This is a genomic window from Pseudomonas sp. S2_H10, from assembly GCF_054668285.1.
In genome coordinates, this window is record NZ_CP162754.1 from 3,349,824 (window position 1) to 3,372,397 (window position 22,574).

Here is a 22,574-nt window from a genome sequence, read left to right on the forward strand (position 1 = left end):
GACTGAAATGTTGAATGACAGACCGCAATCGTCGGATCGCCGCCCGGACCAAGCTCGCTCCCACAGTGTTTTGGGGTGCTGGTTAGGGTTGTGTGGGTTTCTTGAACACGTAGAACAGGTTCGGCTCACTGACCAGGTACAGCGTACCGTCATCATCCACCGCGATTCCCTCCGCCTGCGGCACGGTTTTTTGCAAACCCTGGCGCCCCTTGTGCAATGACATTGTGCTCAACGGCCGCCCGTCCACATCGAGCTCCAGAATCAACCGCGACTCATCCGACAGCGCCAGCAAATGCCCGCTGCGTTCGTCGTATTGCAGGCTCGACAGGTCCCGCACGAACACTCCGGCATCACGCTTGGGGTCGTTGATCACGTGCACCGAGTAGGACTCTTCGGGATTGAAGCGCGGAAAACCGTGCACTTCGTAGATCAACATCGGATTGCGCTCCTTGGCCACGAACAGGCGCTTGCCCACCGAGTCGTAAGCCAGCCCTTCGAAACCCGAGTTGCCACCCATGTGTACGCCGAGGGTCATCTGCTCGGCGTCCGCCGCATCGATGAAGGTGGTGTCCGGTTCCAGACGGATCTTGATCAGCCGCTGCTGGCTTTCGTCAGTGACCACGTAAATGTCTTCGCTGATGAACTCCACCGCCTCCGGATCACCGAAACCGACCAACGCCACACGGCGCAAAATCCTGCCGTCGAGGGACAGCTCGATCAGCTCGCTTTGTTTGTTGGTGACGGTGAACAGGCTTTTGCGCACCGGGTCGTAGGTCAACGCTGAAACGTTGTCGGCCAGGCCATCGATCACCTGCGCTTCGGTGACGACCTTGTACTGATCCAGGCTCATGGAGCGGGAACTCACCGGCTGCCACAGCGCATGCAGATTGAACCAGCCTCGCTCGAACAGGCGCAGGTACTGGGCGATCGCTATCAACGCGATCAGCAAGACCACCGACAGGATCAGAATCAGGGATTTGGGGCGGGCAAATCGACGCATTCGGGTGGGCTCAGGGTAGAAACAGGCGGATGAAATATCACGCCTGTCTGAACTGAAGCTTAATGGCCACTGGCCTGAACCTACAACCGAACGCGAACAATCCTACAAATCGTCAACGTCAGCGCTGTTTTTCGAAGCGATAAAACAGGTTCGGCTCACTCACCATGTACAGCGTGCCCGCCTCATCCATGGTCACGCCTTCGGCACGTGGAATGGTGCCTTTCAGGCCGTTGAAGCCTCGCAGCAGAGTAATGAAGCTGACCTGCTCGCCGTTCTTGTCCAGTTCCAGCAACAGGTGCGAGTCGGCGGACAGCGCCAGCATGTGGCCGGTCCGCGGGTCGATCGCCAGCGCCGACAGGTTGCGCATGTCCAGTGCGTGACTGGCCAGCTTCAGCTTGTCGCCGGTAAGGACCTTGCCATCACCCTTCCAGGTAAACAATGCCGGCGGGCGCTCTTCGCCCAGTACCATCTGCTGATTGGCAGCATCCCAGGTAACAGCTTCAAAGGCTTTGTTCTGGTCTTTGGAAGGGCCGAGGTCATATTTCGGGAAATCGGCGATGTTCAGCTCGCGGGTGTCGGCATCGACCTTGACGATAACGATCAGGTGCTCACGCTCATCGACAATGGCCAGTCGGCCGTCGCCCAGCACGGTGACACCCTCTGGATTGCTCCAGCCGACCAATGGCATTTTGCGCAGCACATCACCCTGCAAGCTCAATTCGGCCAGGAACGGGTTCTTGCCCATGACCGAAAACAGGGTTTTGGTCTGAGGGTCATAGGCCACGTCCGATGCTTCGTCCTTCTCCATGCCCGGCAACGGCTTGGCATCGATCACCGCCCGATAGTCCGGCAGCCAGACACTGGCCTGACGCTCGGCCGGGCTCTTGAATTGCTCTTTCACCCAGAGCACGCCCCGGGCATCCCAATGCATGGCAAATGCAACGCCGTAGGCGACAACGGCTACCAGCAGTAGCCAGGTGTGCCAACGCAGGGCGAAGCGTGAGCGGCGGACAGGTTCAAGCGAGGAATGCGGAGCAGTGGCCATTGGGAAATGCGTTCCAGAAATTCAGGCTAGGGGTAATAGCACAATTTGGGGCCGGCTCAGAGGCCGAAAGCACTGAAATTATCCAGACCGGATGTGAAAAAAACGGGAAATGACAGGATGAAGCTGTGTGGAGTCCCAACTTCAGACCACCACACACTACTGTGGGAGCGAGCTTGCTCGCGATGAGGTCGTGTCAGCCAACAGAGATGTTGAATGACACACCGCAATCGCGAGCAAGCTCGCTCCCACAGGGTACAGCGGCGTTACAACTAACGGACGCTGCTGGTGAAACTGCTGGCGCCCGGCAGTTCCAGGACGATCTCGTCACCGACATTCAGCGGACCAACGCCCACTGGCGTGCCAGTGAGGATCACATCACCGGCCTGCAGCGAGAAGCAGCCGGCCATGTGCTGGATCATCGGCACGATCGGGTTGAGCATGGCGCTGCTGTTGCCGTCCTGGCGCACTTCGCCATTGATGGTCAGGCGGATGCCGATGTCGGTCAGGTCGGCGAAGGTGCCGCCGGAAACGAACGGAGCAATCACTGCCGCACCATCGAAGGACTTGGCGATTTCCCAGGGCAGGCCCTTGGATTTCAGCTCGGCCTGCTTGTCGCGCAGGGTCAGGTCCAGCGCCGGGGCGAAACCGGAGATGGCGTCGAGCACTTCTTCAACGCTCGGCTTGGTCGACAACGGCTTGCCGATCAACACCGCGATTTCCGCTTCGTAATGCACCGAGCCACGTTCGGTCGGAATGCTGAAACCGCCTTCCAGCGGCACTACGCAACTGCCCGGCTTGATGAACAGCAGCGGCTCGGTCGGTACCGGGTTGTCCAGTTCCTTGGCGTGTTCGGCGTAGTTGCGGCCGATGCACACCACTTTCCCCAGCGGGAAATGAATGCGCGTACCGTCGACATACTGGTGCTGATAGCTCATTACCGACTCCTGCTTCGTTGGCTCTTTAAGTTCGAAATCAAACAGCGAAAATCTTGCCCGGGTTCATGATGCCGTTCGGGTCGAACACCGCCTTGACGGCTTTCATGTACTCGATCTCGACCGGCGAGCGGCTGTAGGTCAGGTAATCGCGCTTGGTCATGCCCACGCCGTGCTCGGCGGAAATCGAACCGTTGTACTTCTCGACGGTTTCGAACACCCACTTGTTGACGGTGGCGCACTTGGCGAAAAACTCGTCCTTGCTCAGGTTATCCGGCTTGAGGATATTCAAGTGCAGGTTGCCGTCGCCGATGTGGCCGAACCAGACGATTTCGAAGTCCGGGTAGTGTTCGCCGACGATCGCGTCAATTTCCTTCAGGAACGCCGGCACTTTCGACACGGTGACCGAAATGTCGTTCTTGTACGGCGTCCAGTGGGAAATGGTTTCGGAGATGTATTCGCGCAGCTTCCACAGATTGTGCAGCTGGGTTTCGCTCTGGCTCATCACGCCGTCCAGCACCCAGCCCTGCTCGACGCAGTGCTCGAAGGTTTCGAGGGCGTGGTTGGCCACTTCTTCGGTGGTCGCTTCGAATTCCAGCAATGCGTAGAACGGGCAATCGGTTTCGAATGGCGCCGGGACGTCACCGCGACCCATGACTTTGGCCAGGGCTTTGTCGGAGAAGAATTCGAAGGCGGTCAGGTCAAGCTTGCTCTGGAAGGCGTGCAGCACCGGCATGATCGAGTCGAAATCGGTGGTGCCGAGGACCATCGCGGTGAGGTTTTTCGGGGCACGGTCCAGGCGCATGGTCGCTTCGACCACGAAACCGAGGGTGCCTTCGGCGCCGATGAACAGCTGGCGCATGTCGTAGCCGGTGGCGTTCTTGATCAGGTCGCGGTTCAGTTCCAGTACGTCGCCCTTGCCGGTGACGACTTTCATGCCGGCGACCCAGTTACGGGTCATGCCGTAGCGAATCACCTTGATTCCGCCGGCATTGGTGCCGATATTGCCGCCAATCTGGCTCGAACCGGACGAGGCGAAGTCCACCGGGTAGTACAGGCCTTTTTCTTCAGCGACGTTCTGCAATTGCTTGGTGACCACGCCCGGCTGACAAACGGCAGTACGGTCGGTGAGGTTCACGTCGAGGATCTGGTTCATGTAGTCGAACGACACGACTACTTCGCCATTGGCTGCCACGGCCGCGGCAGACAAACCGGTACGGCCGCCGGACGGCACCAGCGCCACCTTGTGTTTATTAGCCCACAGGACGATGGCCTGGACCTGCTCGGTGGTCTTGGGGAACACGATGGCGGTCGGGGCCGGGGCGAAATGCTTGGTCCAATCCTTACCGTAAGCATTCAGGGAGTCGGCATCGGTCAACACCTTGCCAGGCTCAACCAGGGTCTTCAGCTCTTCAATCAGGGCAGGATTGGTCATCGACAGAACTCTCGAACAATTCATGGTCATCCTGAGAACGCTTCACGTCGCAGGAATGAGTGTTTAGCGGGGCGCCTATGCTAGCATATCGACCCCGCAGGATAGTGCCCAAGGGCTGTTCTGCGGTGACGGCTTTCCTGCCGTCCGGGTCAGCATCTGTTGACCACCTCCTGCCATTTTTCTCCGGGATACAGGTTTACGCAGATGAGCAAGACTTCTCTCGATAAGAGCAAGATCAAGTTCCTTCTTCTCGAAGGCGTCCACCAATCGGCTGTCGACGTCCTCAAGGCGGCGGGCTACACCAGCATCGAGTACCTCACTGGTTCTCTGCCGGAAGCCCAGCTCAAGGAAAAGATCGCAGATGCTCACTTCATCGGCATTCGCTCGCGCACTCAACTGACCGAAGAGATCTTCGATCACGCGAAGAAGCTGGTCGCGGTCGGCTGTTTCTGCATCGGCACCAACCAGGTCGACCTGAGTGCTGCCCGCGAGCGCGGCATCGCCGTGTTCAATGCGCCGTACTCCAACACCCGTTCCGTAGCGGAGCTGGTGCTGGCCGAAGCGATCCTGCTGTTGCGCGGCATCCCTGAGAAGAACGCTTCCTGCCACCGTGGCGGCTGGATCAAGAGCGCGGCCAACTCCTTCGAGATCCGCGGCAAGAAGCTGGGTATCGTCGGCTACGGCTCGATCGGTACTCAACTGTCGGTCCTGGCGGAAGGCCTGGGCATGCAGGTGTACTTCTACGACACCATCACCAAGCTGCCATTGGGCAACGCCACCCAGGTAGGCAACCTGCACGAGCTGCTGGCGATGTCCGACATCGTTTCGCTGCACGTACCGGAAACCGCCGCTACCCAGTGGATGATGGGCGAGAAGGAAATCCGCGCCATCAAGAAAGGCGGCATCCTGATCAACGCCGCCCGCGGCACCGTGGTCGAACTGGACCACCTGGCGGCCGCCATCAAGGACAAGCACCTGATCGGCGCGGCCATCGACGTCTTCCCGGTGGAGCCACGCTCCAACGACGAAGAGTTCGAAAGCCCGCTGCGTGGCCTGGACAACGTGATCCTGACCCCGCACATCGGTGGTTCCACCGCTGAAGCCCAGGCCAACATCGGTCTGGAAGTGGCTGAGAAGCTGGTCAAGTACAGCGACAACGGTACTTCGGTATCGTCCGTGAACTTCCCGGAGGTGGCCCTGCCGGCTCACCCTGGCAAGCACCGCCTGCTGCACATCCACGAAAACATTCCGGGCGTACTCAGCGAGATCAACAAGGTCTTCGCCGAAAACGGCATCAACATCTCCGGTCAGTTCCTGCAGACCAACGAGAAGGTCGGCTACGTGGTCATCGACGTCGACGCCGAGTACTCGGACCTGGCGCAAGAGAAGCTGCAACACGTCAACGGCACCATCCGTAGCCGCGTGTTGTTCTGATCACGGGTTGAGCGACAAAAAAAGGGAGCCTTCGGGCTCCCTTTTTCATTCACGCCACAACGTTACTTGACGTTGACGGTGATCTTCTCGGATACGATCGGCGGATCGAACGGCATGTGGTTGCTATCGCCCAGTTCAAGCTGCAGGGTGTGTTTGCCCGGCGTGAGCGTCACTTCAGACTGGGTCTGCGCGTTGCCGAAATGCAGGTGGTTGGCATCTTTTGGGATCGGCACACCGGCGGCCGGCAGCTCGTCGACATCGATCAGCAAGTGGTGATGACCGGTGTTCTTGGTGGTATTACCCGCCGGCGCCAGGGCAATGTTCTCGACAGCGAACTTGACGACGACTGTCTGGGGAACCGTCGCGCCGTCCTTGGGAGACACGATGGACACTTCGGCACCTTTCGGAGCCGGCGTTGCAGCGCTGGCCAGCACCGAAACACCCATCAACAGGCCAGCCAAAGCAGCACGTGACATAAAGGTTTTCATTCTCTTCTCCAGTTTTTCCGTAAAATCCGCGTGGCCATGACAACTTCATGGCCATTCGTTGTCGAAGGCACTCGACAACCATAGCAAAGCGAGCCTGAATCAGAGGGTCGCGATAATAAATTCAAAGGAGTGACCATGCGCTTTCTGCCTGGCCTGATCTGCCTGCTACCCCTTTTGAGCCCGCTGGCTCATGCCGAACTGATTGATGACATCAACGACCGGGGCGAATTGCGCATAGCCGTTGAAGCCAATACCCCACCCTTCAACTTCAAGGATGACGACAAGCTCACCGGCTTCGAAGTCGAACTGGGCCAACTGCTGGCAAGTGAACTCGATGTCCGGGCCGACTTTGTCGTCACCGACGGCAGCGACCTGCTGACCGGCGTCCAAAGCGGCAAATACGACATAGCCATCAACCACATTGCAGTGACCGCGGATCTCAGTGATCGTTTCGACTTCAGCGAACCTTACGTTCAAACCAGCACGCAAATGATCGCGCAGAAAGAAGAGCCACGCTCCATTCTGCTGGTGCAGTCGTTGACAGAAGAAAAGCCAAAATCCAACCCGGCCGTGAGCCTGGTGATTCCGTTTCAGAAGGGTAATCCGGCGTTCCATGCCAGCCTGGAAAACGCCTTGCAGCGAATCAAGGATGACGGGCGCCTGCATGCGCTGGAGCAGAAGTGGTTGAGGGCGGATGCGGGTGTGGCACCCAAGCCCTGAAATCACTGGGTAACCTTGTGGGAGCGAGCCTGCTCGCGAAAGCGATATATCAGTCAATATCAATGTCGACTGACACTACGTCTTCGCGAGCAGGCTCGCTCCCACAGTGGATTTGTGGTGATTGTCAGTCTTGTGCGGCCAGGGCTACTGCCGCTTCAGCCAACTCCAGCTCACTGAACACCTGCACCCCATGGCGCTTGAGCAGCGCCGCCGTCACGCCCTCGCCACTGACCTTCACGCCGCTGAAGGTCCCGTCATAGGTCAACAGGTTGCCGCAAGACGGACTGTTGGCCTTGAGGACGGCGATGCGGATGCCGTGTTTTTGCACCAACTCCAGCGCCTGATACGCCCCCGACAAAAACTGCGCACTGACGTCCTCGCCCTCGGTGGTGATCACCGACGCCTGGCCATCGAGGACTTGCCCGCCCTGCCCGCCTGGAATTTCCGCTGCCGCCCGAGGCGTTGGCAAGCCGCCGGCCACTTCCGGGCACAACGGCACGACCCGTCCTTCGTCGAGCCACGCCTGAAGCTGATCGAACGGCCCGCTGGCCCCGCCGTCGTAACGAACCCGGTGGCCCAACAGGCAGCGACTGACCAGAATCTTCTGCATGATCAAAACGGCTCGTTGCCGCGCCGCCGGAACCAGCCAGTCAACGACAGGCGATCGCGGGTCGCGGGCAGGACCTCGTGGGGGACCTCGCCGGAGAGGAACACCACCAGGCAGCCGCCAGTAGGCTGCACGTCGTAGACGCGGTCATTGTCGAGGTACATGCGCAACTGGCCGCCGTGTTCGGGAAGCCAGGCGTCATTGAGGTAAACCACCGCGGAGACCATGCGCCGGTCGTCATCGCGAAAGCGATCGACATGCTTGAGGTAGAACGCCCCCGGCGGGTACATCGCAAAATGGCTTTCGAAATCCTCCAGGCCGAGAAACAGACCGCGATTGATCGCCTCGCGCAGGCTGTCCATCAGACTCAGATAGCTGTCGCAGGCCTCGGCCTGGCCGGGGTCGATCCACTGGATATGATCGCCGCGAATTCCTTCGCGGATCTCCGACGACGGCCCACGGCCCACGGCGGCGGGAGCCAGCTCACCCTCGGCAGCACGTTTGCGACACTCGGCCGCCAGCGCTCGGGTCAGGTCCTGAGGCAGGAAAATGTTCTGCTGCGACCAGCCGTGTTCAGCCAGGTCGTCGACGATTCGTAACAGCAGCGGGTGATCAGAGGATATTTGCATGGCGCGCATAGTATTCCTGCGCCCGAAAATCCGACAGAGCCGCGCAGCGGGTTGATACGAATTCTCGACAAGTACGGATGCCACACGGAGAATAGTCGCCTGCCGACAGGAGTCCCTATGCGCCGTTTGCTTTTATCACTGTTGATGTTCTGCGTTTTGCCCGCCTGGGCAGACGGCCACGACCAGTTGTACAAGGTCGCCGGCTGGCCGGAACAACGCGCGCATTTCAACGACGCCCTCTCCGCCGCACAACAACGCTACCAGGGCAGCCTGCCTCCGGCGGTGTTTCAGGCACTGGTCAATAACAGCAATCAACGTTTTTCCGCCCAGGCCGTGGACCAGCGCGCCGAAGCGCAATTGCGCAAGAACCTCACCGACCCGAAACCTGCACTGACGTTTTTCCAGTCGCCCCTGGGCAAGAAAGTCATCGCCGCCGAACTGCTGGCGACCCGCCGCGACCAACTGGCGAAAAACGCCAAGGGTCTGCCGAAGATGCAGGCCAGCGACAGCCGCCTGCTGATCATCGGTCATCTGGCACAAGCCCTGCCCGCACGCGAGGCCGGCGCGGAAGTCAGCCTGGCGATCGCCGGTGTTGCCGCCGACAGTTTGAGTTCGATGATCCCGGGGTTGCTCGGTGCCGGTCAGGCCCAGGGCATGCTCAACGGGCAACGCCAGCGCCTGATGGACCAGATCGGCAGCGACCTCAACAACACGCTGCTGTATGTCTATCGCGAGCTGTCGGACGACGAACTGGAAGAGTTCGCGACCTTTGCCGAATCGGCGGAAGGCCAGGCTTACTATCAGGCTGCGCTGGCGGCGATTCGGGCGGGGTTGGCGGTGGGGCAGAGCAATTCGAACCTGACCCAATAATCTTCGTCGGCTGATAGACCGCAATCGCTGGCAAGCCAGCTCCCACAGTGTTTTGTGGCGCTCATGCTCGACACAACCTTTGTGGGAGCTGGCTTGCCAGCGATGAGGCCAGCACAATCACTAGGGATTGCGCCCCTTGATCCGCTTGGTCAAAAACCCGAAGTACTCCGTTCGCATCACCAACGTCTCATTCGCCAGATGATGCCGCGCCTCGGGCAGCATCAGCACCTGCGGCCGATCGAACTTGCCCCGCAACACCTCCAGGTTATGCTCCCAATCTACCGTCATGTCGGCCTGCCCCTGCACGATCAGCGGCCGGCGGCTGCTCATGGGCGCTGCCTCGATGCGTTTGATCCAGCGCGCCAATGCGCCCACCCAGGCGGTCGGCAGGCGCAGCGGCTGCAACGGATCGGCTTGCAGGAACGGCAGAAAGGCCGGGTCGTTGGAGTTCTCGCTGAAGCGCCGGGCGATGGCTTTGACGAAAGGCTTGAGCACGTAGTAACTCAACTGCGACCAACCCCACGCCCGTGGCCGCACCAGTGGCGACAGCAGGATCACCTGCCCCTGCGCCGGGCTGCTAGCCCCTGCATTCAACACATGATCGATCACGATCGCCCCACCGGTACTCTGCCCGCACAGGTGCCACGGTTGCGGCAAATCGAGGGAATGCGCCTCGCTGAACAAGCCTTGCAAGGTGTCCTGATACTCGGCGAAATCCTTGATACTCGCCCGCTCGCCGCTGGACAGGCCATGCCCCGGCAAGTCGCAGGCGATCACCGCAAAGCCCTGGTCCAGCGCCCACTCGATCACATGCCGGTAGAGCCCGGTGTGATCATAGAAACCGTGGATGACAAACAGCGTCGCCTTGGCCTGCTCGGGCCACCAGAACTGGCTGACCAGTTCATAACCATCGACCTCGAAACGCCCAAGGCCGCTACGCACCTGACGCTGCGCGAAATCCAGCCCGTAGAATCGCTGATAGGCCTGCGCCTGCGCCGACAACGGCTGCCCGGCCGCCAATGGCAGCAGACTTGCACGTAGAAGATCAGGGTCGAAAGTGGCCGGCATGGACGATTCCAGAGCGTGAAACGGACTTTATAGGCCTGCGATATTCATCTGTCGCGGCAAGCATGGCAAGCTAGCCGACCTTCGAGGATCGAACCGATGCGCCCGCCCCTTCGCGCCACCCTGTTTGCCAGCCTGCTCGCCGTGGTGTGTGCGGGCGTATTGTGGGCGGCCTACAACTGGTTCCAGGGGCGTTACCTGCGGGCGTTCAGCGAGCACACGGCGATGTTCTCCGGCGATCCACTGCGCCTTCCCGAGTCCCTCGCCGGCCCTGGCGCCATCCGCCTGGTGCATTTCTGGGACCCGGCCTGCCCGTGCAACGTCGGCAATCAACAACACCTGACCGAACTGGTCGAGCGCTACGTACCCCATGGCGTGGAATTCTATGCCGTGCAAAAACCCGGCAGCCACGGCCAGTTGCCGAGCACCCTGAGCAGCCTGAAAACCATCGACATCCTGCCCGGTTCCGAACAGATCCCCGCCAGCCCGGCCGTGGCAATCTGGGATCGCAGCGGCAAACTGGCGTACTTCGGCCCCTACAGCGAAGGCCTGACCTGCAACTCCAGCAACAGCTTCATCGAACCGATCCTGCAAGCGCTGGATGAGGGACGTGCGGTGAGTGCCACGAACACACTGGCGGTGGGATGTTACTGCCCGTGGCCTGTCGATCCGGCGAAGTAGGCAAAGACGCGCCAATACGAATCCCTCCTATGGGCGATGCCCCAGGCCGGCGCGCCGTGTTACACAGTGGCACCTGGAATCACAATAACAAGGAGTTTCCATGAAACGCAGCTTGACCGCTCTCGCGCTGTTGATCGTCGTGCTGGCCGCCGGGGCTGGCTGGTATTTTTACAGCAAGCAGCCGTCACGCCAGGGCATGGTGGAACTGCAACACCTGCAAGGCTCGGTCAGCGTGCGCTACGACGAGCGCGGCGTTCCGCACATCCGCGCGGAAAACGAAACCGACCTGTACCGCGCCCTCGGCTACGTGCATGCCCAGGACCGTCTGTTCCAGATGGAAGTCCTGCGGCGCCTGGCCCGTGGCGAACTGGCCGAAGTACTCGGGCCGAAACTGCTCGACACCGACAAACTGATGCGCAGCCTGCGCATTCGCGAACGCGCCGAAACCTACTTCGCGAACCTCGACAAACAGTCGCCCTCTTTCATCGCCATGCAGGCCTATCTGGACGGCATCAACCAGTATCAGGACAGCCACGCCAAACCCGTGGAGTTCGACGTGCTGGGCATTCCAAAGCGCCCGTTCACCGCTCAGGACACCATCAGCATCGCCGGCTACATGGCCTACAGTTTTGCCGCGGCCTTTCGTACCGAACCCTTGCTGACTTTCGTGCGCGATCAACTGGGTCCCCAATACCTCAGCGTTTTCGATCTCGACTGGCAACCCAAGGGCGTGCTCAACGCAACCGCACCGCCACTGGCCAGCGCTGACTGGAAAGACCTCAACGCGCTCGCCCGCCTGAGCGAACAGGCCTTGGCCGACAACGGCCTGCCACAGTTCGAGGGCAGCAACGCCTGGGTCGTCGCGGGCAGCCGGACGCAAAGCGGCAAGCCGTTGCTGGCGGGTGATCCGCATATCCGTTTTTCCGCGCCGTCGGTGTGGTACGAAGCGCACCTCTCGGCCCCGGGCTTCGAACTCTACGGCCACTATCAGGCCCTGATGCCGTTCGCGTCCCTGGGCATGAACCGCGACTTCGGCTGGAGCATCACCATGTTCCAGAACGACGACCTCGACCTGATCGCCGAGAAGGTCAACCCGGACAACCCCAATCAGGTCTGGTATCGCGGCAAGTGGGTAGACATGACGACCAGCGAGCAGCAGATCGCGGTCAAGGGCCAGGCTCCGGTGACGCTGGTGCTGCGCCAGTCGCCCCACGGTCCGATCGTCAACGATGCCTTGGGCAGCGGCGTCGGCAAAACGCCGATTGCCATGTGGTGGGCGTTTCTCGAAAGCCAGAATCCGATCCTGGAAGGTTTCTACCAGCTCAATCGCGCCGACACACTGGCCAAGGCCCGCGGCGCTGCGGCAAAGATCCAGGCGCCGGGCCTGAACGTTGTCTGGGCCAATGCCAAGGGTGACATCGGCTGGTGGGCGGCGGCACAACTGCCCAAGCGCCCGGCAGGAGCGCGCCCGTGGTTCATCCTCGATGGCAGCACCGCCGAGGCCGACAAGGACGGCTTCTACCCGTTCAGCGCCAACCCTCAGGAAGAAAACCCGGCGCGGGGCTACATCGTCTCGGCCAACTTCCAGCCGGTGTCGCCGACCGGCATGGAGATTCCCGGCTATTACAACCTCGCCGATCGCGGCCAGCAACTCAATCGCCAGCTCAGCGACAAAGCCGTCAAATGGGACCTGGAAAACAGTCAGAAACTGCAACTGGGCACCACCACAGCCTACGGTCCACGCTTGTTGGCCCCGCTGCTGCCAGTGTTGCGCGAAGTGGTGAGCGACCCCGCCGAACTCAAACTGGTGGAGCAACTGGCCCAGTGGCAAGGTGACTACCCGCTCGACTCGACCAGTGCCACGCTGTTCAACCAGTTGCTGTTCAACCTGGCTGACGCGGCGATGCGCGATGAGCTGGGCAACGACTTCTTCGAAACGCTGCTTTCGACCCGGGTGATCGACGCCGCGCTACCCCGCCTGGCCGCCAGCGCCGATTCAGCGTGGTGGGACAACCGCAACACCCTCGGCAAGGAAACCCGCGCCGACACGGTCAAGGCTGCATGGCAGGCCTCCATTGCCCACCTCAAGGCCACGCTCGGGGCAGACTTCACTCAATGGCAGTGGGGCAGCGCGCACACGTTGACCCATGGCCATCCGCTGGGGCAGCAAAAGCCGCTGGACCTGTTCTTCAATGTCGGCCCCTTCGCCGCACCCGGCACCCACGAAGTGCCGAACAACCTCTCGGCGAAGATCGGCCCGGCTCCGTGGCCTGTCACCTACGGCCCCTCGACCCGGCGCCTGATCGACTTCGCCGACCCGGCCCACAGCCTGACCGTCAACCCGGTCGGCCAGAGCGGCGTACTGTTCGACAGTCACTATGATGATCAGGCCGAGGCCTACGTCGAGGGGATGTACTTCCAGGCGCACCTGAATGACGAAGAGGTCACGGCCAATACGCGCAGTACCTTGAAGCTGTTGCCGGCGCGGGCTATTCCATAATTCTGTGTCAGCAGGACTGGCCTCATCGCGGGCAAGCCCGCTCCCACAGGGATCTTTGTTGAACACAAATTCTGTGAACACCAGAAAAACCTGTGGGAGCGGGCTTGCCCGCGATGAGGCCCGAAAGAACGACACAAGGCTTCAAACAATCGCCGCAAAATTCAGCCTGAACTGCTGCGGCGTCACCCCCAATCTGCGATTGAACACACTGCGCATGTGCTGGGCATCGCGGAAACCGCATTGATAAGCCACGGTCTTGAGCGGCGCACGGGTGCTTTCGAGCATCACCCGCGCCGCATCGACCCGCGCGCGCTCGACGAACTCGGCCGGGGTGATTTTCGCTTCCCTGGCAAATACCCGGGAAAAATTGCGCGCACTCATGTTGGCCGCGTTGGCCAGATCGGCAATGGTCAGGTCACCGGTCAGGTTGGCCAACACGTAATGCTGGACCATGGCCACCGCCGAGGTGGGTTCGGCGTGGGGCGTGAGGAACGGGCTGAACTGCGATTGCCCGCCCGAGCGCTGGGTGAACACCACCAGCCGCTTGGCGACGTTCAGCGCCACTTCCGGTCCCTGATCCCGGCCCAACAGGTACAGGGACAGATCGATGCCCGCGGTGACCCCGGCCGAGGTGAACAGGTCCCCGTCCTCTACGTAGAGACGATCCGCCTCCACCCGGGACGAGGGGCACAGCGCCGCCAGATCCGCTGCGTCCTGCCAATGCGTGGTGATCGTGCGCCCCTCCAGCAACCCGGCACGGGCGAGCATGAAGGCGCCGTTGCAGATCGAGCCAAACCGCTGTGCCCGTGCGCAGGCTTCGCGCAGCCAGGTGTCGAATGCCGCGCCGAAACTCATGAACGGCAACTGCGGCCCGCCGGCCACCAGCAGCAAGTCGTACGCTTGCAGCGCTTCGCTGAAATGCCGATGGGCGTTGAGTGAAAGGCCGTTGGAGCACGCCATCATCCCGCGCTCGACGCCAATCACCTCCAGCCGATAGTGATCCTGGGGGGCAAGAAAGCGATTGGCCTCGGCAAACACATCCATGGGGCCGGTGACGTCCAGCGACTGGACGCCGGCGAAGACCACGATGGCGATGGTTTTACTCATGGTTCGAAGAGCCTCTCATGGCACTGATTGCAACGCACACCTTGTAGGAGCGAGCCTGCTCACGATGGTCGTCAACGATAACGATGGGTGCCTGACACCCCGCGGCGCTCTCAGGTTCATCGCGAGCAGGCTCGCTCCTACAGGGTCTGCATGCACCCTAGCCAATCCACACCCAACAAGCGAGGTTGGCGCGATATGCATGCTCATTGGCCGGGATCGCAGCCATGGATCGATTGTCCGGTTTCGGGCGCCGGAACAGACTGGCCCCCTCAGCGCCATCATGGCGTTCACGACGAGGAACACTCCATGAGCACCACCATCGCCGGCATCAGGATCCCCGACAGCACCTTGGCGCGGGCCGCCACCGAGTACATCCGCGACATCGAATCCGACCTGCTTTACCACCACTCGCGCCGGGTCTTCCTGTTCGGTGCATTGAGCGGCGAACGCAAGCAACTGGCCTACAACCCCGAGCTGCTGTACATCGGCGCGATGTTCCATGATGTCGGCCTGGTGCAAGGTCATCGCAGCGACAACGAGCGCTTCGAAGTCGACGGGGCCAATGCGGCGGCAGCGTTTCTCAAGCCTTACGGGCTGAGCGACGACGATATCGAACAGGTCTGGTTATCGATTGCCCTGCACACCACGCCGGGCGTGCCCCGGCATTTGCGGCCCACCGTGGCGTTGGTCACGGCTGGCGTCGAGATGGACGTGCTGGGCATGGACTACGCGGCGTTTTCCAGCGTGCAGCGTGAAGCGGTGGTGCATGCGCATCCACGGGGAGAGGGGTTCAAGGAGTGCATCATCTGTGCGTTTGCCGACGGCTTGCGTCATCGCCCGCAGACCACGTTCGGCAATGTGAAGACCGATGTGCTGGTGGATCAGGAGCCGGGGTTCAAGCCGATGAACTTTGTCGAGGTCATCCGCCAATCCCCTTGGGTCGCATAAGCCCCTTGTAGGAGCCGGCTTGCTGGCGATGGTGTGTCAGTCGAAATCAATGTGACTGACACACCATCGCCAGCAAGCCGGCTCCTACAGGGGATTCGGGTTGATCACAAAGGTGTGATCAACCGTCAGGCTTATGCCGCTTCCGGCGCCTGTGCGCGACGCACGTCCGGCTGTTTCCAAGAGTCGGCTGCCGCTTCTTCGATCGCTTGCTGGATCGCACGCTTGCGGCTTTCTTCGGCGCGACGGCTGAAGAACCACACCAGGAAGGTCACGATCGACACCGCCAACAGGATCAGGCTGGCCACGGCGTTGATCTCGGGTTTGACCCCCAGGCGCACCGCCGAGAACACTTCCATCGGCAGGGTCGTGGAACCCGGGCCGGACACGAAGCTCGCCAGCACCAGGTCATCCAGCGACAGGGCGAACGACATCATGCCGCCCGCTGCCAGCGACGGCGCGATCATCGGGATGGTGATCAGGAAGAACACCTTCCACGGTTTCGCACCGAGGTCCATGGCCGCCTCTTCGATGGACAGGTCCAGCTCGCGCAAGCGTGCCGACACCACCACCGCCACATAGGCCGCACAGAACGTGGTGTGGGCGATCCAGATGGTGACGATGCCGCGTTCCTGCGGCCACCCGATCATCTGCGCCATGGCCACGAACAGCAGCAACAGCGACAGACCGGTGATCACCTCAGGCATCACCAGCGGTGCAGTGACCAGGCCACCGAACAGGGTGCGGCCCTTGAAGCGCGTAATACGTGTCAGCACGAACGCCGCCAATGTACCCAGCGCCACCGCTGCCACCGCCGTGTAGCAGGCGATTTCCAGCGAACGCACCACCGAACCCATCAGTTGGCTGTTGTCGAGCAGGCCGACATACCACTTGATCGACCAGCCGCCCCACACTGTTACCAGCTTGGAGGCGTTGAACGAGTAGATCACCAGGATCAGCATCGGCAGGTAGATGAACAACAGACCCACGACCAGCATCAGGCTGGAGAAACGGAAGCGCTTCATTCTTTACCCTCCATTTCCTTGGCCTGACTGCGGTTGAACAGAATGATCGGCACAATCAGGATCGCCAGCATCACCACCGCCAGGGCAGACGCCACCGGCCAGTCACGGTTGTTGAAGAACTCTTGCCAGAGCACTTTACCGATCATCAGGGTTTCCGGACCGCCGAGCAGTTCCGGGATCACGAACTCGCCCACCACCGGGATGAACACCAGCATGCAGCCGGCGATGATGCCGTTCTTGGACAGCGGCACGGTGATTTTCCAGAAGCTGTTGAAGGTGCTCGAACCCAGGTCGGATGCGGCTTCCAGCAGGCTCTGGTCGTGCTTCACCAGGTTGGCGTACAGCGGCAGGATCATGAACGGCAGGTAGGAGTAAACCACGCCGATGTAGACCGCCAGGTTGGTATTGAGGATCTGCAGCGGTTCGCTGATCCAGCCCATGCTCATCAGGAAACCGTTGAGCAGGCCGTTGTTGCTGAGGATGCCCATCCACGCATAAACGCGGATCAGGATCGCGGTCCAGGTCGGCATCATGATCAGCAGCACCAGCACCGTTTGCATTTCCTTGCGTGCAACGGAGATGCCGTAGGCCATCGGGTAGCCGATCAACAGGCAGAGGATGGTGCTGAACAACGCCATCTTCAACGAGCCGAGGTAAGCGGCGATGTACAGCTCGTCACCGGCCAGCATCGAGTAGTTGCCCAGGTTAAGCAGCAACTGCAGCTTCTGCTCGGCGTAGCTGTAGATTTCGGTGTACGGCGGAATGGCCACGTCTGCTTCGGCGAAGCTGATCTTCAGGACGATGAAGAACGGCAGCATGAAGAACAGGAACAGCCAGATGAATGGGATGCCGATGACCATCTGACGGCCACCGGGAATTATTCGATTGAGACGGCGTTTGAATTTGCGCATGTTCATGAGCGAAGCACCACGCCGCTGTCGTCTTCCCAGTACACGTAGACCTGATCACCCCAGGTCGGACGCTGCCCGCGACGTTCGGCGTTGGCCACGAACGACTGCACCAGCTTGCCGCTTGGCAGTTCGACGTAGAACACCGAGTGGCCACCGAGGTAGGCGATGTCATGCACTTTGCCGCTCGACCAGTTGTACTCGCAGGTCGGCTTTTCGGCGGTGACCAGCAGTTTTTCCGGACGGATCGCGTAGGTGACCGACTTGTCCTGCACCGAGGTGCTGATGCCGTGGCCCACGTAGATCTGGTGGTCCATGTCCTTGCAGGTAATGATCGCGTGGCCTTCGGCGTCGTCGATCACTTCGCCTTCGAAGATGTTCACGTTACCGATGAATTCGCAGACCAGGCGGCTGGTCGGGGTTTCGTAGATGTCGATCGGGCTGCCGATCTGGGCGATCCAGCCCAGGTGCATGATCGCGATGCGCTCGGCCATGGTCATGGCTTCTTCCTGGTCGTGGGTCACCATGACGCAGGTTACGCCGACGCGTTCGATGATCTCGACCAGCTCCAGCTGCATTTGCGAGCGCAGCTTTTTATCCAGCGCACCCATCGGTTCGTCGAGCAGCAACAGCTTCGGGCGCTTGGCCAGGGAACGGGCCAGGGCCACACGCTGACGCTGACCGCCGGACAACTGGTGCGGCTTGCGCTTGGCGTACTGGCTCATCTGCACCAGCTTGAGCATTTCTGCCACACGGGCATCGACTTCTGCAGCCGGGATCTTGTCCTGCTTGAGGCCGAAGGCGATGTTCTGCGCCACGGTCATGTGCGGGAACAAGGCGTAGGACTGGAACATCATGTTGATCGGCCGCTCGTAGGGCGGCATGTCGGTGATGTCTACGCCATCAAGGAAAATGCGTCCCTCCGTGGGCCGTTCGAAACCTGCGAGCATGCGCAGCAAAGTGGACTTGCCCGATCCCGAGCCGCCGAGCAGGGCGAAAATTTCGCCTTTCTTGATTTCCAGGGACACATCGTCCACGGCAATCGTCTCGTCGAACTTCTTCGTGACCCGGTCGATTTTGACCAGCACCTGTTTAGGTGACTGGTCGCCCTCGAGGGCTTTCTTATAGGCGCCGGAGGCAACTGCCATTTACGAAACTCCCAGAAAAAAGAGTGCAGTTCGCTCAAGGTGAGCCAACTTTGGATAGTTTGAGCCTTGAAGCTATTTACCCGTCTTGACCGTGGTCCAGCTGCGGGTCATCACGCGTTGAATATTCGGCGGTAGCTCGATGGACACGTAGGTCTTGTCGAGCACCTCTTGCGGCGGATAAACCGCTTCGTCGGTGCGAATGGACTGTTCCATCAGTTTGTCCGACCCGGGGTTCGGGTTGGCGTAGCCGACGTAATCACTGACCTGGGCGATGACCTCAGGCTTCAGCAAATAGTTGATGAAGGCATGAGCCTCCTTGGAGTTGGCCGAGCCCTTCGGAATCGCCAGCATGTCGAACCAGAGCGCGCCGCCTTCCTTCGGAATGGCGTAGGCGATGTTGATGCCTTTCTTGGCTTCCGCGGCACGGTTGCGCGCCTGGAAGATGTCGCCGGAGAACCCTACCGCCACGCAGATATCGCCATTGGCGAGGTCGGTGATGTACTTGGACGAGCTGAAGTAGGTGACGTACGGCCTCACGGCCAGCAACTTGGCAGTCGCCTTCTTGTAATCTTCGGGATTGGTACTGTTGGCATCCAGGCCCATGTAGTTGAGGACCGTCGGCATCATTTCATCGGCAGAGTCGAGGAACGCCACGCCACACTTTTGCAGTTTCTTGATGTTCTCCGGCTCGAACAGCACGCCCCAGGAATCGATCTTGTCGACGCCCAGCACCGCCTTGACCTTGTCGACGTTGTAGCCGATGCCATTGGTGCCCCACAGGTACGGCACGGCATACAGGTTGCCCGGATCGTTCTGCTCCAGACGCTTGAGCAACGCCGGGTCGAGGTTCGAGTAATTCGGCAACTGCGACTTGTCGAGCTTCTGGAAAGCACCCGCCTTGATCTGCTTGCCAAGGAAGTGGTTCGACGGCACGACCACGTCGTAGCCGGTACGCCCGGCCAGCAGCTTGCCTTCCAGGGTTTCGTTGGAGTCGAAGACGTCGTAGACCGGCTTGATTCCGGTCTCTTTCTGGAAGTCGGCCAGAGTGGTCTCGCCGATGTAGTCCGACCAGTTATAAATATGCACGGTACCGGCGGCCTGGACACTGACAGCAATCGTCAGCCCGGCGCCAACCAGCATGGCATTGCGCAACAAAGAAAAAATAGGCACGTGGAGGTCCTCTAAAATTAGTTGGGCCCAAGTTGACCCGCGTTACATGGCAACCGTGATTGCCCAGCAACTAAACCGGCGCGCAACTTACCCTCGAAAAACCGTTCCAGCAAAACTTTCTGTCATTTAATTACACCTGTTGTCGCCACCGCGCGGGTGACGACAACGGGTTGTTGCATCAAACCGGCTTATTTACCGGATTTGATCTTGGTCCAGCTGCGGGTCATGATCCGCTGGGTCGCGGCCGGCAGGTCGGCGATCGCGTACAGCTTGGCCAGTACGTCCGCTGGCGGGTAAACGCCCGGGTCGCTGGTGATGTCTTTGTCCACCAGTGGCGTGGCAGCCGCGTTACCGTTCGGGAAACGCACGGCGTTGGTGATTTCAGCCATGATTTCCGGCTTCTGCAGGAAGGTCATGAACTTGTAGGCGCCTTCGACGTTTTCGGCATCTTTAGGGATGGCGACCATGTCGTAGAAGCTGCCTGCACCTTCTTTCGGAATGTTGTAGCTGACTTTCACCTTGTCACCGGCTTCGGCAGCGCGGGACTTGGCCTGGTAGATGTCACCCGAGTAACCCACGGCCACGCAGATGTTGCCGTTGGCGAGGTCGGAGATGTACTTGGACGAGTGGAAGTAGGCGATCGAAGGACGGACCTTCATGATCAGCGCTTCAGCCTTGTCGATGTCTTCTTTCTTCTGGCTGTCGGTCGGCAGGCCCAGGTAATGCAGTGCTACCGGAATCATCTCGGTTGGCGAGTCCAGCAGGCTGATACCGCACGATTTCAGCTTGGCGGCGTTTTCAGGCTTGAAGATCAGGTCCCAGGAATCCACCGGTGCGTCGGCGCCCAGTGCGGCCTTGACCTTCTCGGCGTTGAAGCCGATACCGATCGAACCCCACATGTACGGGAAGGCGTGTTCGTTGCCCGGGTCGCTGACCGAAACGGCCTTGAGCAGGTCGGTGTTCAGGTTCTTCCAGTTAGGCAGCTTGGACTTGTCCAGCTTCTGGTAAACGCCGGCCTTGATCTGCTTGGCCAGGAAGTTGTTCGACGGTACGACGATGTCGTAACCGGACTTGCCTGCCAGCAACTTGGCTTCCAGGGTTTCGTTGCTGTCGAAGACGTCATAGACAACCTTGATGCCCGACTCGTCTTCAAACTTCTTGATGGTGTCCGGTGCAATGTAGTCGGACCAGTTGTACACGTGCAGTACTTTGTCATCGGCCTGAACCGCGCCCGCCATCAACCCCATCAGCGACATGGCAAGGAGAGTCTTGCCAGCGAGCTTTTTACCTAGTGCCTTCATGCGTAATGCTCCAAATTTTTCTTTTTTGAACCACTTGTTCAGCGACCGAACCCGGGCAACTGGAACCGCGGCTAGTCTGGCAAGATCCGCATCGGTCTTTCAAGGAAAGGCCACGCTTTCTGACAGCTCCGAGCGAAAGTAGCTGTTTTGATACAAACCCCAGCAACTCCCGCTCTGAGCCTAGCACTTAGCCCTGCAACGCACTCAGGGTCAGGTCAAGACACTTGCGAGCTTTGGTTACCAGTTCATCGATTTCCGCCGGTGTGATCACCAGTGGCGGAGCGATGATCATGGTGTCGCCGACGGCGCGCATGATCAGGCCGTTGTCGAAGCAGAACTGACGGCAGATCATGCCGACGCCCTTGCCCTCGTAACGCTTGCGTGTGGCCTTGTCCTGGACCAGTTCGATGGCACCCAGCAGCCCGACCCCGCGAACTTCACCCACCAGCGGGTGATCGTTCAGTTCCCGCAGACGCTTTTGCAAATACGGTGCCGTTTCTGCATTGACGCGCTCGATAATTTTCTCGTCGCGCATGATGCGGATGTTTTCCAGTGCCACGGCAGCGGCTACCGGGTGACCGGAGTAGGTGAAACCGTGGTTGAAGTCGCCGCCCTCATTGAGCACGTCCACCACTTCGTCACGCACGATCAGGCCACCCATCGGGATGTAGCCCGAGGTCAGGCCCTTGGCGATGGTCATCATGTCGGGCTTGAGGTCGTAGAAATCGGCACCGAACCACTCGCCGGTACGACCGAAACCGCAAATCACTTCGTCAGCCACGAACAGGATGTCGTACTTGGCGAGGATTTCCTTGATGCGCGGCCAGTAGGTCTCTGGCGGAATGATCACGCCGCCGGCGCCCTGGATCGGCTCGGCAATGAAGGCACCGACGTTGTCGACGCCGACTTCAAGAATCTTTTCTTCCAGCTGGTTGGCCGCCCAGATACCGAATTCTTCCGGGGTCATGTCGCCGCCTTCGGCGAACCAGTACGGCTGGGCAATGTGGACGATGCCCGGGATCGGCAAGTCGCCCTGCTCGTGCATGTAGGTCATGCCGCCCAGGCTCGCGCCGGCCACGGTGGAACCGTGATAGCCGTTCTTGCGGCTGATGATGACTTTCTTGTTCGGCTGGCCCTTGATCGCCCAGTAGTGACGGACCATGCGCAGCATGGTGTCGTTGCCTTCGGAGCCGGAACCGGTGAAGAACACGTGGTTCATGCCTTCTGGCGCGATGTCGGCGATAGCCTTGGCCAGCTCCAGTACCGGCGGGTGCGCGGTCTGGAAGAACAGGTTGTAGTAAGGCAGCTCGCGCATCTGTTTGCTGGCGGCATCGGCCAGTTCATCGCGACCATAACCAATCGCGACACACCACAGGCCGGCCATACCGTCGAGGATCTTGTTGCCTTCGCTGTCCCAGAGGTAAACGCCCTTGGCGCTGGTGATGATCCGCGGGCCTTTCTCTTTCAGCTGCTTGAAGTCGCTGAACGGAGCCAGGTGGTGATCATTGCTCAAGGTTTGCCATTCACGGGTTTGCGGATTGTTGCTGGTCATGTGAATCTCCTA

21 protein-coding genes are annotated in these 22,574 nt (G+C 60.3%); 6 read left to right on the top strand and 15 right to left on the bottom strand.

The features are described 5' to 3' along the window. Positions 1–82 precede the first annotated feature (82 nt). The 4 genes from AB4O16_RS15005 to AB4O16_RS15020 form a co-directional block, all read right to left on the bottom strand. On the bottom strand, positions 83–1,000 hold the full coding sequence (locus tag AB4O16_RS15005; RefSeq protein WP_460158021.1) for an SdiA-regulated domain-containing protein: 918 nt from the start codon (positions 998–1,000) through the stop codon (positions 83–85). Between the two features lie 118 nt (positions 1,001–1,118). After that, positions 1,119–2,045: an SdiA-regulated domain-containing protein gene (locus tag AB4O16_RS15010; protein WP_460158022.1), complete on the bottom strand. Its 927-nt coding sequence runs from the start codon at positions 2,043–2,045 to the stop codon at positions 1,119–1,121. 269 nt (positions 2,046–2,314) lie between these two features. Then, entirely contained in the window at positions 2,315–2,980 is a 666-nt protein-coding gene (locus AB4O16_RS15015) for a fumarylacetoacetate hydrolase family protein (RefSeq protein WP_160386172.1), read from the bottom strand. Positions 2,981–3,017: 37 nt separating this feature from the next. Beyond that, a complete protein-coding gene (locus tag AB4O16_RS15020) occupies positions 3,018–4,412 on the bottom strand; it encodes an FAD-binding oxidoreductase (RefSeq protein WP_160386173.1) in 1,395 nt (464 codons plus the stop codon). A gap of 204 nt (positions 4,413–4,616) precedes the next feature. Here AB4O16_RS15020 and serA point away from each other — a divergent pair, with 204 nt between their 5' ends. Next, positions 4,617–5,846, top strand: a complete 1,230-nt coding sequence (gene serA, locus AB4O16_RS15025) for a phosphoglycerate dehydrogenase (RefSeq protein WP_110659339.1) — start codon at positions 4,617–4,619, stop codon at positions 5,844–5,846. A gap of 62 nt (positions 5,847–5,908) precedes the next feature. Here the strand turns inward: serA and AB4O16_RS15030 are convergent, their stop codons facing one another. After that, a complete protein-coding gene (locus tag AB4O16_RS15030) occupies positions 5,909–6,334 on the bottom strand; it encodes a DUF4399 domain-containing protein (RefSeq protein WP_160386174.1) in 426 nt (141 codons plus the stop codon). Between the two features lie 135 nt (positions 6,335–6,469). Here AB4O16_RS15030 and AB4O16_RS15035 point away from each other — a divergent pair, with 135 nt between their 5' ends. After that, positions 6,470–7,054, top strand: coding sequence for a transporter substrate-binding domain-containing protein (locus AB4O16_RS15035; RefSeq protein ID WP_460158023.1), 585 nt, complete (start codon positions 6,470–6,472; stop codon positions 7,052–7,054). Between the two features lie 124 nt (positions 7,055–7,178). Here AB4O16_RS15035 and AB4O16_RS15040 read toward each other — a convergent pair whose 3' ends face one another. Together AB4O16_RS15040 and AB4O16_RS15045 are read right to left on the bottom strand one after the other, a co-directional pair. Beyond that, positions 7,179–7,664, bottom strand: coding sequence for a 2-thiouracil desulfurase family protein (locus AB4O16_RS15040; RefSeq protein WP_460158024.1), 486 nt, complete (start codon positions 7,662–7,664; stop codon positions 7,179–7,181). 2 nt (positions 7,665–7,666) lie between these two features. After that, positions 7,667–8,299 (bottom strand): 2OG-Fe(II) oxygenase, encoded by a 633-nt coding sequence (locus tag AB4O16_RS15045; protein ID WP_150719382.1) that lies wholly within the window; start codon positions 8,297–8,299, stop codon positions 7,667–7,669. Between the two features lie 108 nt (positions 8,300–8,407). Between AB4O16_RS15045 and AB4O16_RS15050 the strand changes: the two genes are divergently transcribed. After that, a complete protein-coding gene (locus AB4O16_RS15050) occupies positions 8,408–9,160 on the top strand; it encodes a DUF2059 domain-containing protein (RefSeq protein ID WP_160386177.1) in 753 nt (250 codons plus the stop codon). A gap of 120 nt (positions 9,161–9,280) precedes the next feature. On the opposite strand, the gene bipL is transcribed toward AB4O16_RS15050, so the two are convergent. Next, the gene (gene bipL / locus AB4O16_RS15055) at positions 9,281–10,228 is read right to left on the bottom strand and encodes a phospholipase BipL (RefSeq protein ID WP_160386178.1); all 948 of its coding nucleotides are present in this window, start codon (positions 10,226–10,228) and stop codon (positions 9,281–9,283) included. Positions 10,229–10,324: 96 nt separating this feature from the next. Here bipL and AB4O16_RS15060 point away from each other — a divergent pair, with 96 nt between their 5' ends. Beyond that, positions 10,325–10,906: a DUF6436 domain-containing protein gene (locus AB4O16_RS15060; RefSeq protein ID WP_460158025.1), complete on the top strand. Its 582-nt coding sequence runs from the start codon at positions 10,325–10,327 to the stop codon at positions 10,904–10,906. A 100-nt stretch (positions 10,907–11,006) separates the two neighbouring features. Beyond that, complete coding sequence (locus AB4O16_RS15065; protein ID WP_160386180.1) at positions 11,007–13,406, top strand: penicillin acylase family protein; 2,400 nt, start codon at positions 11,007–11,009, stop codon at positions 13,404–13,406. A 141-nt stretch (positions 13,407–13,547) separates the two neighbouring features. Here AB4O16_RS15065 and AB4O16_RS15070 read toward each other — a convergent pair whose 3' ends face one another. Then, positions 13,548–14,513 (bottom strand): GlxA family transcriptional regulator, encoded by a 966-nt coding sequence (locus tag AB4O16_RS15070; protein WP_160386181.1) that lies wholly within the window; start codon positions 14,511–14,513, stop codon positions 13,548–13,550. 306 nt (positions 14,514–14,819) lie between these two features. Between AB4O16_RS15070 and AB4O16_RS15075 the strand changes: the two genes are divergently transcribed. Next, the gene (locus tag AB4O16_RS15075; protein WP_460158026.1) at positions 14,820–15,461 is read left to right on the top strand and encodes an HD domain-containing protein; all 642 of its coding nucleotides are present in this window, start codon (positions 14,820–14,822) and stop codon (positions 15,459–15,461) included. 131 nt (positions 15,462–15,592) lie between these two features. Here the strand turns inward: AB4O16_RS15075 and AB4O16_RS15080 are convergent, their stop codons facing one another. The 6 genes from AB4O16_RS15080 to AB4O16_RS15105 form a co-directional block, all read right to left on the bottom strand. After that, complete coding sequence (locus AB4O16_RS15080; RefSeq protein ID WP_015097268.1) at positions 15,593–16,483, bottom strand: ABC transporter permease subunit; 891 nt, start codon at positions 16,481–16,483, stop codon at positions 15,593–15,595. Next, positions 16,480–17,400: an ABC transporter permease subunit gene (locus AB4O16_RS15085; protein WP_460158027.1), complete on the bottom strand. Its 921-nt coding sequence runs from the start codon at positions 17,398–17,400 to the stop codon at positions 16,480–16,482. The genes AB4O16_RS15080 and AB4O16_RS15085 overlap by 4 nt, the downstream gene beginning before the upstream one ends. Next, complete coding sequence (locus AB4O16_RS15090) at positions 17,397–18,539, bottom strand: ABC transporter ATP-binding protein (protein WP_160386184.1); 1,143 nt, start codon at positions 18,537–18,539, stop codon at positions 17,397–17,399. The genes AB4O16_RS15085 and AB4O16_RS15090 overlap by 4 nt, the downstream gene beginning before the upstream one ends. Before the next feature lie 72 nt (positions 18,540–18,611). Further along, positions 18,612–19,709 (bottom strand): polyamine ABC transporter substrate-binding protein, encoded by a 1,098-nt coding sequence (locus AB4O16_RS15095; protein WP_160386185.1) that lies wholly within the window; start codon positions 19,707–19,709, stop codon positions 18,612–18,614. Positions 19,710–19,897: 188 nt separating this feature from the next. Continuing rightward, positions 19,898–21,010, bottom strand: a complete 1,113-nt coding sequence (locus tag AB4O16_RS15100) for a polyamine ABC transporter substrate-binding protein (protein ID WP_103395837.1) — start codon at positions 21,008–21,010, stop codon at positions 19,898–19,900. A 187-nt stretch (positions 21,011–21,197) separates the two neighbouring features. Then, complete coding sequence (locus AB4O16_RS15105; RefSeq protein ID WP_160386186.1) at positions 21,198–22,562, bottom strand: aspartate aminotransferase family protein; 1,365 nt, start codon at positions 22,560–22,562, stop codon at positions 21,198–21,200. Between the last annotated feature and the right edge of the window lie 12 nt (positions 22,563–22,574).